The organism is Paraburkholderia sp. BGA-UO-ETr-F21 (genome assembly GCF_059567925.1).
In genome coordinates, this window is the sequence record NZ_JCAQOY010000037.1 from 699009 (window position 1) to 716894 (window position 17886).

General features: G+C 63.0%; 14 protein-coding genes. 10 read left to right on the forward strand and 4 right to left on the reverse strand.

Going from position 1 to position 17886, the window contains the following annotated elements; genetic code table 11:
• Window positions 1–18: 18 nt before the first annotated feature.
• From AC57B1_RS26825 to AC57B1_RS26845, 5 genes are read left to right on the forward strand one after another with little or no spacing between them, the layout of a single operon-like run.
• The gene (locus AC57B1_RS26825; protein WP_408182061.1) at window positions 19–1257 is read left to right on the forward strand and encodes an ABC transporter substrate-binding protein; all 1239 of its coding nucleotides are present in this window, start codon (window positions 19–21) and stop codon (window positions 1255–1257) included.
• A gap of 9 nt (window positions 1258–1266) precedes the next feature.
• Window positions 1267–2208: a carbohydrate ABC transporter permease gene (locus AC57B1_RS26830; RefSeq protein WP_496419177.1), complete on the forward strand. Its 942-nt coding sequence runs from the start codon at window positions 1267–1269 to the stop codon at window positions 2206–2208.
• Window positions 2208–3128, forward strand: coding sequence for a carbohydrate ABC transporter permease (locus AC57B1_RS26835; protein ID WP_408348221.1), 921 nt, complete (start codon window positions 2208–2210; stop codon window positions 3126–3128). The genes AC57B1_RS26830 and AC57B1_RS26835 overlap by 1 nt, the downstream gene beginning before the upstream one ends.
• Before the next feature lie 4 nt (window positions 3129–3132).
• On the forward strand, window positions 3133–4320 hold the full coding sequence (locus AC57B1_RS26840) for an ABC transporter ATP-binding protein (protein WP_496419178.1): 1188 nt from the start codon (window positions 3133–3135) through the stop codon (window positions 4318–4320).
• A gap of 50 nt (window positions 4321–4370) precedes the next feature.
• Window positions 4371–5426 carry a LacI family DNA-binding transcriptional regulator gene (locus tag AC57B1_RS26845; RefSeq protein WP_408348227.1) on the forward strand — a complete coding sequence of 352 codons (1056 nt, stop codon included), beginning with the start codon at window positions 4371–4373 and terminating at the stop codon, window positions 5424–5426.
• Between the two features lie 85 nt (window positions 5427–5511).
• Here the strand turns inward: AC57B1_RS26845 and AC57B1_RS26850 are convergent, their stop codons facing one another.
• Window positions 5512–6369 carry a PA4780 family RIO1-like protein kinase gene (locus tag AC57B1_RS26850; protein WP_496419179.1) on the reverse strand — a complete coding sequence of 286 codons (858 nt, stop codon included), beginning with the start codon at window positions 6367–6369 and terminating at the stop codon, window positions 5512–5514.
• Between the two features lie 716 nt (window positions 6370–7085).
• Between AC57B1_RS26850 and AC57B1_RS26855 the strand changes: the two genes are divergently transcribed.
• On the forward strand, window positions 7086–8783 hold the full coding sequence (locus AC57B1_RS26855) for a SulP family inorganic anion transporter (RefSeq protein ID WP_496419180.1): 1698 nt from the start codon (window positions 7086–7088) through the stop codon (window positions 8781–8783).
• Between the two features lie 43 nt (window positions 8784–8826).
• On the opposite strand, the gene AC57B1_RS26860 is transcribed toward AC57B1_RS26855, so the two are convergent.
• The 3 genes from AC57B1_RS26860 to AC57B1_RS26870 form a co-directional block, all read right to left on the reverse strand.
• A complete protein-coding gene (locus AC57B1_RS26860; protein WP_091802544.1) occupies window positions 8827–9186 on the reverse strand; it encodes a hypothetical protein in 360 nt (119 codons plus the stop codon).
• 69 nt (window positions 9187–9255) lie between these two features.
• On the reverse strand, window positions 9256–9894 hold the full coding sequence (locus tag AC57B1_RS26865) for a LysE family translocator (protein WP_496419181.1): 639 nt from the start codon (window positions 9892–9894) through the stop codon (window positions 9256–9258).
• A 155-nt stretch (window positions 9895–10049) separates the two neighbouring features.
• The gene (locus AC57B1_RS26870; protein WP_408348237.1) at window positions 10050–10934 is read right to left on the reverse strand and encodes a LysR family transcriptional regulator; all 885 of its coding nucleotides are present in this window, start codon (window positions 10932–10934) and stop codon (window positions 10050–10052) included.
• 143 nt (window positions 10935–11077) lie between these two features.
• On the opposite strand from AC57B1_RS26870, the gene AC57B1_RS26875 reads away from it, so the two are divergent.
• The 4 genes from AC57B1_RS26875 to AC57B1_RS26890 all read left to right on the forward strand — a co-directional run bounded on the left by AC57B1_RS26875 (window position 11078) and on the right by AC57B1_RS26890 (window position 17879).
• Window positions 11078–11512, forward strand: a complete 435-nt coding sequence (locus AC57B1_RS26875) for a VOC family protein (protein ID WP_408348240.1) — start codon at window positions 11078–11080, stop codon at window positions 11510–11512.
• A 375-nt stretch (window positions 11513–11887) separates the two neighbouring features.
• Window positions 11888–15127, forward strand: coding sequence for an efflux RND transporter permease subunit (locus tag AC57B1_RS26880; RefSeq protein WP_408348243.1), 3240 nt, complete (start codon window positions 11888–11890; stop codon window positions 15125–15127).
• 35 nt (window positions 15128–15162) lie between these two features.
• Entirely contained in the window at window positions 15163–16386 is a 1224-nt protein-coding gene (locus AC57B1_RS26885) for an efflux RND transporter periplasmic adaptor subunit (protein WP_408348246.1), read from the forward strand.
• Window positions 16383–17879 carry an efflux transporter outer membrane subunit gene (locus tag AC57B1_RS26890; RefSeq protein ID WP_496419182.1) on the forward strand — a complete coding sequence of 499 codons (1497 nt, stop codon included), beginning with the start codon at window positions 16383–16385 and terminating at the stop codon, window positions 17877–17879. Before AC57B1_RS26885 ends, AC57B1_RS26890 begins: the two co-directional genes overlap by 4 nt.
• Window positions 17880–17886 lie beyond the last annotated feature (7 nt).

Sequence of the window (17886 nt, forward strand, 5' to 3'; positions counted from 1 at the left end):
ACCGACAAAGGAGACGGAATGGACAGCAGAAAATGGGTCTTGCGAGGCGTGGTTGCGGCACTGACGTTATATGGCGTCGTCGCGCATGCGGAGCCTTTGAAGGCCAACGTGATTCACTGGTGGACCTCCGGTGGCGAGTCAGCCGCGATTCGCCAGTTTGCTGACGCGTATAACAAGGCCGGCGGCCAATGGGTCGACAACGCGGTGGCGGGCGCGGATCAGGCGCGCTCCACGGCGATCAACCGGATCGTCGGCGGCGATCCACCCACCGCCGCGCAGTTCAATACGTCCAGGCAGTTTCACGACCTGATCGATCAGGGCCTGCTGAACAATGTCGACGACGTCGCCGCGAAAGAGAACTGGAACGGCGTATTTCCGCAGTCGATCCTCGACAGCATCAAGGTGAAGGGACACTACTACGCCGCGCCTGTCGATATCCACATGCCCGCCTGGTTCTTCTATTCGAAGCCGGTGTTCCAGAAAGCGGGCATTACCGCCGAGCCGAAGAGCTACGACGAGTTCATCGCCGATCTCGGCAAGCTGAAAGCCGCGGGCGTGATTCCGCTCGCGCTCGGCGGTCAGCCCTGGCAGGAGAAAATCACCTTCGACGCCGTGTTGGCTGACGTGGGCGGTGCCGATCTGTATCTGAAGGTGTACCGCGACCGCGACATGAATGCCGTGAAGTCGGATGCCTTCAAGAAAGTGCTGGCGTCGTTCAAGCGTCTGCACGATTTCGTCGATGCCGGTTCGCCCGGCCGCAACTGGAACGACGCGACCGCGCTGGTGATCTCCGGCAAAGCGGGCGTGCAGATCATGGGCGACTGGGCCAAGGGCGAATTCTCGGCGGCGAATCAGAGCGCGGGTAAAGACTTCGGCTGCTTCCCCGGTTTCGGGCCGCACTCGCCGTATCTGGTCGCGGGCGACGTGTTCGTGTTCCCGAAAACGGACAATCCCACTGCGATCAAGGCGCAAAATCTGCTTGCCACGGTGATGACCTCGCCATCCGCGCAAGTCGCATTCAGCGCGAAAAAAGGCTCGATTCCGATTCGTCCCGACGTGGACGCCAGCAGTCTCGACATCTGCGCGAAGGAGGGCATTGCGATCATGAAGGACAAGTCGCGTCAGTTGCCGAATCCGGAAATGCTGCTCTCGCCTGACACGCAGGGCGCGTTGATCGACGTCGTCACCAACTTCTGGAACAAGAACCAGTCGGTTGACGACGCGCAGAAGGCATTTGCCAGTGCGCTGAAGAGCTAGGTGCGCGGCATGCACGCGCTCAAGTTGCCGGCAGCCGGGTCGAAGGCGCAAAAAGCGCGGCTGAAGAAGCCGCTCAAAAAGCGTTTGCCGTTCGCGGTGTGGCTCGCGTTGCTGCCAATGGTTCTGACTGTGGTGTTCGCGTATCTCGGCACGATGGTGTGGACCGCGCGCGTGTCGCTCAGCAATTCGCGCACGTTTCCTTCCGGCGACTTCGCGGGCTTCACGCAATACGCGCGGCTGTTCAATAACGACCGCTGGCTGCTGTCGCTGCAAAACATCGTGATCTATGGCGCGTGCTTTATTGTGGCGTGCATGGTGATCGGCTTGCTGCTGGCGATTTTTATCGATCAACGCGTGGTCGCCGAAGGCGCGTTGCGCACGGTGTTTCTCTATCCGTATGCAATGTCGTTCGTGGCGACGGGGCTCGTGTGGCAATGGATCCTGAACCCGGAACTCGGCGCGCAGGCCGTGCTGCACAAGCTCGGTTTCGCGCACGCGCGCTTCGACTGGATCGTCGATCAGGACCGGGTGATCTACACCATCGTGATCGCCACGGTGTGGCAGGCCTCGGGTCTCGTGATGGCGTTGTTGCTCGCGGGCCTGCGCGGCATCGACGACGAATTGTGGAAGGCGGCGCGCATCGACGGCATTCCGCGCTGGCGGGTGTATGCGAGCATTGTCGTGCCGATGCTCGGACCGTCGTTCTCCACCGCTTTCGTGCTGCTGTTCGTGATGGTGGTGAAGCTCTACGACGCTGTGGTCGCGATGACGCAAGGCGGCCCCGGCACGGCGAGCGAAGTGCCGGCGAAGTTCATCATGGACTATCTATTCGGCCGCGCCAATATCGGGCTTGCTTCGGCGGCGTCGATCGTTTTGCTGACGACCGTGCTGGCGATCCTCGCGCCGTTCTTCTATGCGCGCAGCCGCGCCGCCAGGCACGAGGAGAGGTGATGAACACGCTCAGTCCAACGCTCAAAGACGGTACGCCGCGCCGCGCTCCGCAGCGCCGCCGCCGCCGTGCGATATTCACCCCCGCGCGTCTGGGCGTCTACGCGTTTTTACTGACGGCGGCGCTATTCTTCCTGCTGCCCTTGTACGTAATGCTCGTCACCTCGGTCAAACCGATGAGCGAGATTCGTCTGGGCAATCTGCTGGCGTTCCCCGCACATTTCACGCTCAGCGCGTGGGGCGCTGCGTGGCAGTCCGCGTGTACCGGGCTCGATTGCAACGGCATTCAGGTCGGTTTCTGGAACTCGGTGCGCATTGTCGTGCCGAGCACGGTTCTGTCGATCGCGATCGGCGCGGTGAACGGCTATGCACTGTCGTTCTGGCGTCCGCGCGGCGCGGGCCTGCTGTTCGGCGTGCTGCTGATGGGCGCTTTCATCCCCGTGCAGGTGATGGTCTATCCGCTCGTGCGGGTGCTGGCGAGCGTGCACCTGTTCAGTTCACTGCCGGGTATCGTGGTGATTCATACCATCTTCGGCATGCCGGTGATGACCTTGCTTTTCCGTAACTACTACGTGTCGATTCCGCAGGAACTGTTCAAGGCGGCGCGCATCGACGGCGGCGGTTTCTGGCGTATCTTCGTGCAACTGATGCTGCCGATGTCCGTGCCGATTATCGTGGTGGCGGTCATCATGCAGGTCACGGGCATCTGGAACGACTTCATTCTCGGCCTCGTGTTCGCCGGCACCAGGAATCTGCCGATGACGGTGCAACTGAACAACATCATCAATACGACGACCGGCGAGCGCCTCTATAACGTCAATATGGCGGCGACCATTCTGACCTCCATGGTGCCGCTCGCGGTGTACTTCGTTTCGGGCCGCTGGTTCGTGCGCGGGATCGCCTCCGGCGCCGTCAAGGGATAGGGCAATGACAAACGTGGCTAATCCGGCAAACGCGCTGGTCAATCCGGTCGCAAGCGAGGCCGACGTGGCGGGCGTGGCGACCCGTCCCGAGGCGGTGGACGCGGCGGGTCTCGCGACACCGGCCAACGTGGCCGTGCGCAATCTGACCATCCGGCTGGGCGCGAACACGGTGATCGAGAACCTCGATCTCGACGTGCGGGCCGGCGAATTCGTCGTACTGCTCGGGCCGTCGGGCTGCGGCAAATCTACCTTGCTGCACAGCATCGCCGGATTGATCGACGTGAGTGACGGCAGCATCGAGATTGCCGGCGAAGACATGACCTGGGCCGACCCGAAAGACCGGCGCATTGCACTGGTGTTCCAGTCGTACGCGCTCTATCCGACCATGAGCGTGGAGCGCAATCTGTCGTTTGCCCTGCGCATCAACGGCACGCCGAAGGCGGAGATTGCGCGGCGCGTGGCGCGGGCCTCCGAGATGTTGCAACTCGGGCCGCTGCTCAAGCGTAAGCCGGCGCAGCTTTCAGGGGGCCAACGGCAGCGGGTGGCGATTGGCCGGGCGATCGTGCGCGAAGCCGACGTATTCCTGTTTGACGAACCGCTCTCGAACCTCGACGCCAAATTGCGCACCGAACTGCGCCGCGAACTCAAGCAACTGCATCAACGTCTGGGCGCGACGATGATCTACGTCACGCACGATCAGGTCGAGGCGATGACGCTCGCGACCCGCATGGCGGTGATGCGCGGCGGCGTGATCCAGCAGTTCGGCACACCCGCGGAAGTCTACGCGCGCCCCGACAACCTGTTCGTCGCCACGTTTCTCGGCACGCCCGCGATGAACCTGCTCAAGGGCACGCTCGAAACACGCGACGGCAGCGTCCATTTCTGCTCTGAGCATGGGCGGCTCGACGTCTCTGCGTACCCGTTCAAGTCCACGCCGGCAAATGCATTGCCGTGCGTGCTCGGCGTGCGGGCCGAAGACGTGAGGGTGGGCGAGGGCGCGAGCGAACGCGCAAAAGTTTCGCTGGTGGAGCCGATGGGCAACCACCGCGTCATCTGGCTCGACTATCATGGAGTTCAGGTCGCGTCGATCGACCAGACGAAGACGCCGGTCGCGGTGGGGGACACCGTGGCGTTCTCGTTCGGCGGCACACATGTCTCTCTGTTCGACGAAGCGGGCGGCGCGCGTTTGTAGCGCCGGCACGCGGCGTCGCTCCAAATACAACATGCTTGACGGAGAACCGCGTGGCAACACTCAAAGATGTCGCGGCACTGGCCGGCGTGGGCATGTCGACTGCCTCGCGCGCCATTTCCGGTAAAGGGCCGATTTCGGCGGATGCCGCCGCTCGCGTGAAAGCGGCCATCGAGCAGCTGAACTTTCGGCCGTCCTCCATCGGCCGCGCCATGGCTACGCAGTCGCTCGGCATGGTCGGCCTTTTCGTGCCGACTTTCTTCGGCTCCTACTACGGCACGATCCTCAAGCAGACCGATACCGAACTGCGCGCGGTACGCCGTCACGTGGTGGTGGCGACCGGCTGCGGAGAAGTGTCGCCGCGTGAACAGGCGATCGAGGCGGTGCGTTTTCTGATCGGCCGGGATTGCGACGGCGTGGTGGTGATCAGTCACGATCTGCACGACGAGGATCTGATCATGCTGCACCGCATGCATCCGAAAATGGTGTTCCTGAACCGCGCGTTCGACCAGTTGCCGGAGGCGTCGTTTTGCGCTGACCACCACCGTGGCGGCGAGCTGGCGGCGCGCACGCTGCTCGATCATGGGCACCGTGACATCGCGGTGATTTCCGGGCCTTTTACCGCGTCGGACAACCTGACCCGCCTGGAAGGCTTCTTTGCCGAACTGGCGCGCGAGGGCATTGCGCGCGACGACGTCACGCTGATCGAATCGGATTTCTCACCGGAAGGCGGCTACGCTGCCGCGCAAAAATTGCTCGAGGCGAAACGCCGCTTCACGGGCGTGTTCTGCGCGAACGATACGATGGCCGTGAGCGCGTTGGCGCGTTTTCACCAGGCGGGTATTGCCGTTCCCGACGAGGTCTCGGTGATCGGCTACGACGACGATTACTCGGCTGCTTACGCCGCGCCCGGGCTGACATCGGTGCATATTCCAACGGCCGAGCTGACGCAGAATGCCGTGCGCTGGCTGGTCAACCAGTGCTATCGGACCACGTGGGAGATTTTCCGCGAGTTTCCGGTGACGGTGACGATGCGCAAATCGGTGGGGCCGGCGCCGGGTGTGGCGGCCGGTGCCATCGACGCTGCACATTTGGGCCGTACGCGGTAGCCGGATCGCGCAGCGGCGAACTGCTGCACGCCGTTGCTGCTAAGCGCGACCGCCGCTCCATGCCGCTGCCGTTGGCGGCACACACTCAGGTGCCGCTGCGCAGCGACTGCTCATAGCGCAGGCGAGCTTCTTCGTCGAGCCGCGTATCTTCGAGTTCTTGCAGCACGGCTTCGAGATCGATCGGCGTGGTGTCCGCTTCGACGCGGCCGGTCAATGCGGTGTCGACATGCAACGCGCCCGCTTCGTAGAGCGCCCAGATTTCCTTGCCGTAGTGGGTGTCGAGCAAGCCCGGCGCGAAGCGGCCGAAATACGTGGCGAGGTTGTTGACATCGCGCTCCAGCATGGCGGGCGCTTCGAGATTACCTGCGGCGTCCACCGCTTGCGGCAGGTCGATGATGACCGGGCCGTCGGCGGCAAGCAGAATGTTGTACTCGGACAGGTCGCCGTGAATCATGCCGGCGCACAGCATGCGCACCACCTGGTTCAACAGCAGCGCGTGCAATTCGAGCGCGCGTTCCTCGCTCATCTCGACGTCGTTCAGACGCGGTGCAACATTGCCGTCCGCGTCGGTCACCAGCTCCATCAGCAGCACGCCGTCGGTGCAGATAAAAGGCTGCGGCACACGTACGCCCGCATTGGCGAGTTGGAACAGGGCGTCGACCTCGGCGTTCTGCCAGGCCTGTTCCTGCACTTCGCGGCCATAGCGGCTGCCTTTTTCCATGGCGCGCTGCTGGCGGCTGTTCTTGACCTTGCGGCCTTCGCGATAGGAGGCGGCCTGGCGGAAGCTGCGCTGTTTGGCGTCCTTGTAGACCTTCGCGCAGCGCGTGGCGTCGCCGCTGCGCACCACGTAGACGGTGGCTTCCTTACCGCTCATCAGCTGGGAGATGACTTCGTCGATCAGACCTTCTTCGACCAGCGGGACCAGACGTTTCGGGGTTTTCATGCGACCGCCGAAGGGCGGCGGGCAGCGCGGCGGGGAGCAGCGGCCGGTTGCGAGGGCGGGTGGTGCGGGATTCGGTTCATGCCGGATTATACGGGGAGACCGTAAAAAGCATGGGCGCGGTACCGACTTGGGCGCGAGCCCGATCGCATCACTCCTGAAAGTCTCCAACGCGTGTTCGCCGCAATAGCTTGTAGAAGCGTCCGTCTAATTGCGAGGTGTCGCCACGGAAAAGCTGATCTGACAGTGTCGAACTGGGAGAAATGCGCAAGCGTTTGCGTATCGAAACGTCTCGTGCAACATACGGTTTCCCGCGCTTTATGCCGCATTTTCTGCCATATTTTCGCCGCACGCGAAAGCGGACACTCAAGAGATTGTTGTAATTGCCGATACACTGATTTGCCGTTTTCCCTCATTCAATTCGCAGGCCAATCACGTAGACTTGTCGGTAACATTTTGTTACGGGGTGTGAGATGTTGGCCGTGTTCTTCATTGCCTGCCCGATCGGCATCGCCGCGTTAATTGGTTTCGCGCGGCACGTCGATCCGGTGACGGGACAATTCAAGCGTTGAATCCGCTGGTCGGATGTTTCCTGCAGCACCGCTGAACCGCGTGCTGGGGAGTGCGGTTTTGTTGAGCCGATCTCGCGACAAGTCTTGCCTTTGAGTGCCGAGTCGCGGCACGATGCGCGATAACCCAAGATTAGGGCAGTATCGCGTATGCGAGATTTTCTGGCGAATGTCACGGCGCGCGTCAGCGTGCTGAAGGGCGTCCTCCCCCTGAACCGTGCTGCGGCGGCGCGCGATGCGCTAGCCGGTGTGCAGCTTGCGTCGATGGATATTCCGCAAGTGCTGGGCTATGCGCGCATTGCCGGCATGCCGGCCGTGACGGGCCTCTACACGGTCTTTCTGCCACTCATCGCCTTTGCCTTCTTCGGCGCCTCGCGGCACCTCGTCGTGGCCGCCGACTCCGCCACCGCCACTATTTTCGCAAGCCGGCTTTCCACCATGGCGCCGCCCTCCAGCGCCGACTATGCCGCGCTTGCCGCGATGGTTGCCTTGCTGACCGCGGCATTGCTGTTCGTCGCGCGCATTTTCAAACTGGGCTTTCTGGCTGACTTCCTGTCGCGCACCGTGCTGGTGGGGTTTCTCGCCGGTGTCGGTGTGCAGGTCGGTATCAGCATGCTGGGCGACATGTCCGGCGTGCCCGGCCGCGCCTCGCGCAGCGTCGATCAGCTGATGCTGGTGGTGCACGGAGCAGCGCAAATCCATCCACCAACACTCGCCATTTCGCTGCTGGTGGTCGGCGCCATTCTGACGTTCAAGCGCATTCAGCCACGCGTGCCGGTGCCGTTGATCGCGGTGGTGGCGGGTATCGCAGGAAGCGATCTCTACGGTTTTTCGGCCCACGGTATCGCCGTACTCGGCCCGGTGGCGGGTGGGCTGCCGCCGCTGCGCATGCCGTCGGTGACATGGCAGCAGGCGCTCGATCTTCTGCCCGTCGCGGCGTCCTGCTTCGTGATGATCGTCGCGCAAAGCGCTGCCGCGAGTCGCGTGTTCGCCGAGCGTTATCACGAATCGGTCGACACCAATGCCGATCTGCTGGGCATCGCCGCAGCCAACGCGGCGGCGGCGTTTTCAGGCGCGTTCGTGGTGAACGGCAGCCCGACGCAAACCGCCATGGCGGATCTCGCCGGCACGCGCAGCCAGTTCGCGCAGCTTGTGTTCGCGGCGGTGGTGGTCGCGGTGCTGCTGTTTTTCAGCCGATTCCTGCAGTATCTGCCGCACTGCATTCTCGCCAGCATCGTGTTTACGATCGCCATCGGTCTGATCAATCTGAAGACGTTGTTTGCGATTCGCCGCGAAAGCCCGGGTGAATTCGCGCTGGCCGTGTTCACCGCGGCGGCGGTGGTGCTGATCGGCGTCGAGCACGGTATCCTGGTCGCGGTGGCGCTCTCGCTGCTGCGTCACGTGCGGCACAGCTACCGTCCGCACACTATGATTCTCGTTCCCGGCGACAACGGCGTCTGGGTTCCGGAGCCTGCCGTACCCGGCATGCAGACCGCGACGGGCCTGATCGTCTATCGCTTCGGCGCCGATCTGTTTTACGCGAACGACCACTTTTTCGTCGACGACGCCCGCCGCCTGATCAACGAGGCGCCCAGCAAAGTGCGTTGTTTCGTGATCGACGCGAGCGCGATCACCGACATCGACTATTCGGCGGCGCGCTCGGTCGGCGAATTGTGCGCGACGCTGAAGCGCCAGGGCATCGAGGTTTTCTTCGCGCGCGTGAACCGATATTTGCGCTCGGATATGGACCGGCACGGCATTACGCCGATTATCGATGCAAGCTGTATTTTCAACACCCTGCACGAGGCGCTGCACGCGGCCGGCGTGGTGAGCCCGTCCGGCGGGTAGGCGAGGTCACGCAAGCGCATGCTCGCGCCGAGCTGTGATGGCTTTAGCGTGGCGGTTCTTCGTCAGCGAAGAAATGGCCGATAAAGAAGCACATGCCCGCGATGGCGATGCCTAGCACGGCCACCGTATAAGCGAGCGCCGTGCCGTGCCAAAGCCCGTCGAACCATTGATGAAATTGCGCCATCAGCACCGCCGCATTGCCGCCGATGCGCTGCAATTCGATCTGATAGCGTGGATCGGCCATGCTGTACATGGAGACGGCGCTGTCCGGCGGTGGTGCTGTCGCATAGATGATCGCCGCCGCGATCACGCCGGCCACTAGCGCGACCATGCCCGCGAGATAGAACCGCTTCTGCCGCGGCGAGCGCTGCGTTGCCGGGTTCACTTCATTACCGCCGCTCATCGTGTTCGCTTATCCGCTTCAGTCGTCACGGCGACAGTATCGCAGAGCGGTGGATGTCTCGAAGCGCGCTCAGCTTTTCGAAGTCAGCATCTTGATGCCGGCGATTCCGAACATGATCGCGAGCGAGCCGTCGAGCCAGCGCCGGATCGCCACATAGATGCGCCGTGCGGAAGCGGTCGAAAACAGCACCGCATAACTGCTGAACACCGATACGCCGATGCACATGCAACCGAGCACGACCGGCGCGGTGTGCGACGTGCCGCTCGCGGGCGACATGGCCAGCGAAACGATCGACAGCCAGACGAGAATCGCTTTCGGATTGGTGAGATGGAGCAGCAGCCCGCGCAGATACAGGCGCTGGAGCGTCGCGTCCTGCCGTGCTGTGGCGCTGGGCAATGCCTCGGCGCGCAAGGCCGAGCGTGCGGATTTGAAACCGAGCCACAGCAGATACAGTCCGCCAGCGACCTTGATCGCTACAAGACATTCCGAGTACGTGGCGAGCACCGCGGACAAACCCAGCGACGCCAGCAGCGCCCAGAAGAACGAACCCGACACCACGCCGAGCGCGAAGGTCAACGCGGATCGGCGGCCCGCGCTCATGGCGAGCGACATGATCGCAAGATTGCTCGGCCCGGGGCTTGCCGTACCGACGAAGTACGCACTGTAGGCAATCAGGACATCGGCGGTGAGGAAGGGGCTGGCGGTCATGGGCTGAACCTCGGCGGCGGGCAAACCGTGCGGCGCGCACACGGGCGGAAAGCGGGATGCGTCACGCGAATGAGGATTCTGCATGCGGCCGCACGAGTCTCACAGATACAGTTGACCGCTCCCGCAACGGCACAATCATGCGTACGCGCAGCGCTTCACGCTTTTGCCGCCATGCCGATGCAATCGGCGAGCGCGCCTGCCACCGCCTGCCGGCTATGCCGTGGACGCTGCACGAGTCCGATCTCACGGTCAAACGTCGCCTCGCCGAGTTCGAGCACGGCGACGTTGGCGGGCCACTTGCCGAGTCCCGCGCTATCCGGAATCAGCGCCACGCCGATGCCGCGCGCGACCAGTTGCACGATCCCCTGTAATTCATCCAGTTCGATCACATCGTGCACGTTCAGCCGCGAGCGCCGCAGAAACCGGTCGACGAGTCTGCCGCCGAACGACGTGCGGTCGTAGCGGATAAACGGCTCGCTGCGCAACAACTCGCGCCACGACCGGGCGTGGCCCTTGCCGCGCACGAGCGCCTTGGGCACGAGCAGCACGAACGGTTCGGTGACGAGCGTGCGCCATTCGAGTTCGGACGGCAGCGCGAAGGGCGGTTTGATAATGACGGCCAGATCCAGTTCACCGGAATCCACTTGGCCCAGCAAGCCCAGCGACACGCCCGGCACGACGCGAATTCGCCAACCGGGCCGGTCTTCGCGAAAACGCGCCAGCGCATCGGCGAGAAACGACACTTGCGCGGAAGCAATGGCGCCCACCCGTAGCATGCCGCTTTCCGCCGCGCCTGCGCCGCGTTCGGAGAGCCGGGCGTATAGCCTCATCATTTCCTCGGCGAGCGCGAGCGTTTCGCGGCCGGCGTCGTTGAGCGTGGCGGAGCGGCCGGTACGGTCGAATAGCGCAAAGCCGAGTTCCTGTTCGAGCCGCTGCATCTGCGCGCTCACGGCGGATTGCGTCAGGCCGATCCGCGCGCCGGCGCCGGAAAACGTGCCGTACTGACTCACGGCGATAAAGGTCTTGAGTTCGCTCAGCATGATCGATTGATCGATTTTGGTGTGGGTCAGATCAAATATATATCGTTTTTAACCATTTTTAGTCATGGTTAAACTTGGCCTTACGCGTGTGGCATGGAGCGCCGGCACGTTCAACCCATTTCCAATCAGCGAGTTTCCCCATCATGAGCGTTGCCGACACCGCCTTGCCGCCGTTCCATCTGGCGTTCCCTGTTCATAGCCTTGCCGCCGCGCGCGAGTTTTACGGCGACCTGTTGGGCTGTCCGGAAGGGCGCAGCTCGGACGCATGGGTCGATTTCAATTTCTACGGTCATCAGATCGTCGCCCATCTCGCGCCTGAAGAAATCGGCCACCGTCAGACCAGCAAGGTCGACGGCGACGCCGTGCCGGTCCGTCATTTCGGCGCGGTGCTCTCGATGGCGCAGTGGCAGGCTGCGGCGGACAAACTGCAGAAAGCGGGCATCGACTTCATCATCGAGCCGCACGTGCGTTTCAAGGGCGAAGTAGGCGAGCAGGCCACCATGTTCTTCCTCGATCCGTCGGGCAATGCGCTGGAGTTCAAGGCGTTCGCGGATATGTCGTCGTTGTTCGCCAGGTAACCCAGGCCATTCACGCTGAAGCCGAACTGAACGCCAGAACCGGCACTGCTGAAAGTGCCGGCGAAATGGCAAGTGGACAGTAATCGACTAAGCTTTCAACAAGCGTGAAGTATTTGCTTTGCGCAAATCAATCTGTGCGATGTTCCGCGATGCCGGCGCGGAGCATCGCGTCAAGGCGCGCATCAATCTCGCCTATCTTCGGGCATCAAACGTTTGCTTGTCAGCAAACTGCGTCCCGTCTCAAGCTCCCGGTTTTCTTACATTATCCTTCCTGACAATTCCGCCATTTTCGCGCCATGCAGGCGTTGGTGCTATCGATCTAGCATAGGCGCAGATTCACCTATCCCTTACCTGCATTCTCTCGGGCACGTTTCAATGTGGATCGTCAACGTTGCGCTTAAACGGCCATACACGTTCATCGTGATGGCCATTCTGATCTTGCTGGCGACGCCATTCGTGCTGTTCACCACGCCGGTCGACGTGCTGCCGGAAATCAATATTCCGGTGGTCAGTATCATCTGGACCTACACGGGCTTGTCGGCCCAAGACATGGCCAACCGCATTACGTCGGTGAACGAGCGCAGCCTGACCACCACGGTCAACGACATCGAACACATCGAGTCTCAATCGCTCGCGGGCATTACGATCCTGAAAGTTTTCCTGCAGCCGACTGCGAACATCCAGACCGCGATCGCGCAGACGGTGGCCGTCGAACAGGCGCAGCTCAAGCAGATGCCGCCCGGCGCCACGCCGCCATTGGTGATCAGCTACTCGGCCTCCAGTATTCCGGTGATCCAGCTCGGCCTGTCGAGCCCGAAGCTCTCCGAGCAGGCGCTCAACGATACGGCGCTGAACTTCCTGCGTCCCCAACTCGTGACGATTCCGGGCGCGGCCGTGCCGTACCCTTACGGCGGCAAATCGCGGCTGATCTCGGTCGATCTGGACACGCGCGCATTGCTTGCCAAAGGCCTGACGCCATCCGACGTGGTGAGCGCGTTCAACGCGCAAAACCTGATTCTGCCGACCGGCACGGCGAAGATCGGACCGAAGGAATACACGATCAACATGAACGGCTCGCCCGCCACAGTGGAAGGGCTCAACGATATTCCGGTGCGTACGCTCAACGGCGCCACGACGTATCTGCGGGAAGTCGCGCACGTGCGCGACGGCTTCTCGCCGCAGACCAATATCGTGCGGCAGGACGGCCATCGCGGCGTGCTGATGTCGGTGCTCAAGAACGGCAGTGCGTCGACGCTCTCGATCGTCAACACGCTGCGTGGCCTGCTGCCGGGCGCTGAGGCGGCACTGCCGCCGGACCTGAAGATCACGCCGCTATTCGATCAATCGGTGTTCGTTAAAGCGGCCGTGCAGGGCGTGGTGCGCGAGGCGCTGGTTGCCGCCGCGCTGACCGCGGCGATGATCCTGCTGTTTCTCGGCAATTGGCGCAGCACCTGCATCATCGCGATCTCGATTCCGCTGTCGATCCTGTCCTCGCTGATCGCGCTGCATGCACTCGGGCAGACGATCAACATCATGACGCTCGGCGGTTTGGCATTGGCGGTCGGGATTCTGGTGGACGATGCCACGGTGACGATCGAGAACATCGAACGGCACTTGCATATGGGCACGAATCTGCACGATGCGATTCTGGACGGCGCGGGAGAAATCGCGATTCCGGCGCTGGTGTCGACATTGTGTATCTGTATCGTGTTCGTGCCGATGTTCTTCCTGACCGGCGTGGCGCGGTATCTCTTCGTGCCGCTCGCCGAGGCCGTGGTGTTCGCCATGCTGGCGTCGTACGTTCTGTCGCGTACGCTGGTGCCGACCCTGGCGATGCTACTGATGGGGCACGCGCACAAGCCGAAAGAGGGCGCGAAACCGAATCCGTTCATGCGCATCTATCACCGCTTCGATCGCGGTTTCGAGCGCATGCGCGCCGGCTACATCATGATACTCAGCAGTGTGCTGGTGCGCCGTGGTGTGTTCGGCAGCGTGTTTCTCGGTTTTTGCGTCGTGTCGATGGGCCTGATTTTCGTGCTCGGCGAAGACTTTTTCCCGAGTGTGGATGCTGGCGACATTCGCCTGCACATGCGTGCGCCGACGGGCACCCGCATCGAGGAAACCGCGCGTCTGGCCGACCAGGTCGAAAATGTGATCCGCGAGGTAGTGCCCGCTAAAGAACTCGGCACGATTCTCGACAACCTCGGTTTGCCCTATAGCGGCATCAACCTCTCCTATAGCAATGCGGGCACGATCGGCACGCTCGACGGCGAGATCCAGGTGGCGCTCAATGAAGACCACAAGCCGTCGCAAATCTACATGGACAAACTGCGCGCGATCTTGCCGCAGCGATTTCCGGGCGTCGAGTTCTTCTTTCAACCGGCCGACATCGTCACGCAGATTCTCAACTTCGGCTTGCCCGCCGCCGTGGACGTGCAGATTTCCGGCGCGAATCAGGAGGGCAACTTCGACGTCGCGCGCAAGCTGCTGAAACAGGTGCGCCTGATTCCCGGCACGGTGGATACCCACATTCAGCAGAAGCTGGATGAACCGGCGATCAACCTTCAGATGGATCGCACGCGTTTGCAGCAGCTCAATCTGAGCGCGAGCAACGTGGCGCAGAACGTGCTCATTTCCCTGTCGGGCAGTTCGCAGACCTCACCGGGTTTCTGGTTCAACAACAAGAATGGTGTGGAATACAACGTGGCGGTGCAGACGCCGCAGTATCAGGTCTCGTCGATCGATGAACTGTTGCGCACGCCGGTGTCGGGTTCGGCCAACGGCCCGACGCAGTTGCTAGGCAACCTGGTGCGGGTCTCGCCGCAAAATCAGTTCGCGGAAGTCACGCACTACAACATCAAGCCGGTGATCGATCTGTATGTGAGCGTCGAGAAGCGCGACCTGGGCAGCGTGGCGAATCAGGTCGACCAGCTCGTGAACAACATGCGCGCGTCGCTGCCGCGCGGCAGTCAGATTACCGTGCGCGGCCAGGTGCAGACCATGCGCAGTTCGTTCTTCGGGCTGGGACTCGGCGTGGCGATGGCGATCGTGCTGGTGTACCTGTTGATCGTGGTGAATTTCCAGTCGTGGGTCGATCCGCTGATTATCGTCAGCGCGTTGCCCGCGGCGCTCGCAGGCATTGTTTGGATGCTGTTCCTGACGGGCACGCATCTGAGTGTGCCGGCCTTGACCGGCGCGATCATGACGATGGGCGTGGCTACCGCCAACAGTATTCTCATGGTGTCGTTCGCGCGCCAACGGCTTTCCGCCGGCGCACCGCCGTTGACCGCCGCGCTCGAAGCCGGTGCGAGCCGGATCAGGCCGGTGCTGATGACCGCGTTTGCGATGATCATCGGCATGATTCCGATGGCGCTCGGTCTCGGCGAAGGCGCCGAGCAGAATGCGCCGCTCGGCCGCGCGGTGATCGGCGGATTGCTGTTTGCCACGGTGTCCACGCTGTTTTTCGTGCCGCTCGTGTTCGCGGCCATTCACACGCGGCTCGCACGCCGCCACCGTGACGATGGCGACGACGGCGGCGCGAACCACGCAGACTCCCACGGCGATGGCCACGATGGCCCGACGCCGGACCATGGCGGCGCCGGCAAGCCCGCGTAAAGTTAATTGACGGCTGACTGAGATGGCTGACTGAGATGACCGAAAAAACTCATGCATCGCTAGCGATTCCCTCGCGAGAGACCGAAGGCGGCCACGCCTTGCCGCCGCGCCATCGCGAATGGAAGCGCGCCAAAATCGCTGTCTGGATCGTGCTGGCGCTGCTCGCCGTCGGGGCGTTGCGCACCGTGATCGCGAACGTGATGCAAAACCGTTCGGTGGCGGAGACCACGAAGCAGAACGCCACGCAGTACGTGAACGTGGTGAGCCCGACCCAGACCGAAGGCGGCGGCAATACGCTGCTACCGGGTACGCTGCGCGGCTATGTCGAATCGCCGATCTATGCGCGCTCCACGGGTTATCTGCTGCACTGGTACGCCGATATCGGCACGCGCGTGAAGCAGGGCCAACTGCTCGCCGATCTGGATACGCCGGAAATCGATCAGGAACTCGCGCAGGCTTTGGCGCAGCGTCAGCAAACCAGTTCGAGCCTCGGCCTCGCCAAAAGCTCGCTGGACCGCTGGCAGCAATTGCGCCAGCGCGACGCGGTCTCGCAACAGGAGCTCGACGAACGGCAGAGCACGTATGCGCAGGACGTCGCCAACCTGGCCGCTGCCGACGCCAACGTCAAGCGCCTGCAGCAGCTCGAATCGTTCAAGCGCATCGTCGCGCCGTTCGCGGGCGTGGTCACGCAGCGCAATGTGGATGTCGGCGACCTGATCGACGCGGGCAGCGGCACGAGCCGCGCGCTCTTCGCGCTGGCGCAGTCGGACCCGCTGCGTGTCTATGTGCAATTGCCGCAGGCGTACGCGCAAAACGTGTCGGTGGGACAGAAGGTGGTGGTGACGCAGGCGGAACTGCCGGGCCAGCAATTCCACGGCACCATCACGCACATGTCCGGCGCGATCGACGTGCCCACCCGTTCGTTGCAGGTCGAAGTGACGCTGCCGAATCCCGACGACAAGCTGCGACCCGGTGCTTACGTGCAGGTCGCGGTGCCTTCCGTCGCCCACGCACAATTGATGGTGCCGGGCAACGCGCTGCTGTTCCGCGCCGAAGGCCCGCGCGTCGCGGTGGTCGATGCGAACGGCAACGTGCAGTTGCATAAGATCGTGATTGCGCAAGACCTCGGACAGTCGCTCGAAATAGAAAGCGGGATCGAGGCCAACGACAAGGTCATCATCAACCCGAGCGATTCGATCGCGGACGGCGATCACGTGCAGATCCAGCCGCCGCGGGCCAACGGCAAGGGGGCGTCGTGAAGCGCGTGGCCACAGGGCGTGCGATAACGACGCTCGCGGGCACGGCGTTGCTGGCCGCGTGCACGGTCGGGCCCAACTATCAGCGGCCGCAGGCCGAGGTGCCGCCTACCTGGCAAACCGATTCGTACTGGCGCGTGGCCGTGCCGTCGCACGCGCCGATTTCGCCGGACTGGTGGAGTGCGTTCAACGATCCGACGCTTGCCACGCTGGAAACCCAGGCGCTCGCGCAGAATCAGACGCTGGTGGCGGCCAGCGCGCACTATGAGCAAGCCAGGGCGACGCGGGCGAACACCCGCGCGCAGCAGATTCCTGAAGTCGATCTGGCGGCACAGGCATCGCGTTTCCGGATTTCGCAGGATCGCCCGCGGACCAATTACGGCACGCCCACCACGTCGACCGTGCAGAACAACGTGCAGCTCGGCCCCACCATCAACTACGACACCGATCTATTCGGCAGGATACGGCGTGAAGTGGAAGGCTCGGTGGCATCCGCACAGCAATCGGCGGACGACCTCGCCAATGCGCGCCTCGTTCTCACCACGGATCTCGCCACCGACTATTTCTCGCTGCGCGAACTCGACGCCGAGATCGACGTGCTGAATCAATCGGTGAAACTGCAACAGAAGGCGCTCGACTACGTCACGACGGAACACGATCTCGGTTCGGTGTCGGGACTCGACGTGCTGCAACAGAAGTCGCTGCTCGACTCGACACGCGTGCAGGCGCAACTGCTCCTGAATCAGCGCGCGCAGTTCGAACATGCGATTGCCGCGCTGGTCGGCGTGCCCGCGCCGCAGTTCTCGATCGCACCCAAAGTGGTCGATGTCCAGGTGCCGTCGATTCCGCTCGGCGTGCCGAGCGACGTGCTGCAACGGCGGCCCGATATCGCCTCGGCGGAGCGCGCGATGGCCGCGGCGAATGCGCAGATCGGCGTCGCCAAGGCGGCGTTCTTCCCGAGTCTGACGCTGACACCGAGCATTGGCTGGGAAAGCACGCAGTTCGCCAGCTTGCTGAGCGCGCCCACGCTGATGTGGACGCTCGGCGCGGCGGTCGGCCAGGTGCTGTTCGACGGCGGCCGCCGCGCGGCCAACGTGCAGTTCGCGAGCGAAGGCTACAAGGCCACCGAGGCGAACTACCGCCAGACCGTGCTCACCGCGTTCCAGCAGGTGCAGGACGGCATCACCGGACTCTCCGTGCTGGACGGCGCGGCCAGGCAGTCGCGCGAGGCCGTGACCGACGCGCAGCATCTGCTGGCGCTCGCCAACGACCGCTATTCGGGCGGCCTCGTCGCTTACCTCGACGTCATTACGGCGCAGCAGTCGCTCTTGACCAGCGAGCGCCAGGACGTGCAGATTCACGGCCAGCAGATGACGCTGTCGGTATCGCTCGTGAAGGCGCTCGGCGGTGGCTGGGACGTCGGCGCGGATATGGCGGACATGCCGAAGAACACGCAGCCCGGCGACACGAAGGAGGCAATGGCTCCCGCGCGGTGAGCCGATG

Bases quoted from the DNA above. Each gene is read 5' to 3' on its own strand.
- AC57B1_RS26850 (WP_496419179.1), bottom strand. From the start codon at position 6,369: ATGAAAACCCCGAAACGTCTGGTCCCGCTGGTCGAAGAAGGTCTGATC.
- AC57B1_RS26835 (WP_408348221.1), top strand. From the start codon at position 2,208: ATGAACACGCTCAGTCCAACGCTCAAAGACGGTACGCCGCGCCGCGCT.
- AC57B1_RS26830 (WP_496419177.1), top strand. From the start codon at position 1,267: ATGCACGCGCTCAAGTTGCCGGCAGCCGGGTCGAAGGCGCAAAAAGCG.
- AC57B1_RS26860 (WP_091802544.1), bottom strand. From the start codon at position 9,186: ATGAGCGGCGGTAATGAAGTGAACCCGGCAACGCAGCGCTCGCCGCGG.
- AC57B1_RS26840 (WP_496419178.1), top strand. From the start codon at position 3,133: ATGACAAACGTGGCTAATCCGGCAAACGCGCTGGTCAATCCGGTCGCA.
- AC57B1_RS26880 (WP_408348243.1), top strand. From the start codon at position 11,888: ATGTGGATCGTCAACGTTGCGCTTAAACGGCCATACACGTTCATCGTG.
- AC57B1_RS26870 (WP_408348237.1), bottom strand. From the start codon at position 10,934: ATGCTGAGCGAACTCAAGACCTTTATCGCCGTGAGTCAGTACGGCACG.
- AC57B1_RS26855 (WP_496419180.1), top strand. From the start codon at position 7,086: ATGCGAGATTTTCTGGCGAATGTCACGGCGCGCGTCAGCGTGCTGAAG.
- AC57B1_RS26825 (WP_408182061.1), top strand. From the start codon at position 19: ATGGACAGCAGAAAATGGGTCTTGCGAGGCGTGGTTGCGGCACTGACG.
- AC57B1_RS26885 (WP_408348246.1), top strand. From the start codon at position 15,163: ATGACCGAAAAAACTCATGCATCGCTAGCGATTCCCTCGCGAGAGACC.
- AC57B1_RS26875 (WP_408348240.1), top strand. From the start codon at position 11,078: ATGAGCGTTGCCGACACCGCCTTGCCGCCGTTCCATCTGGCGTTCCCT.
- AC57B1_RS26865 (WP_496419181.1), bottom strand. From the start codon at position 9,894: ATGACCGCCAGCCCCTTCCTCACCGCCGATGTCCTGATTGCCTACAGT.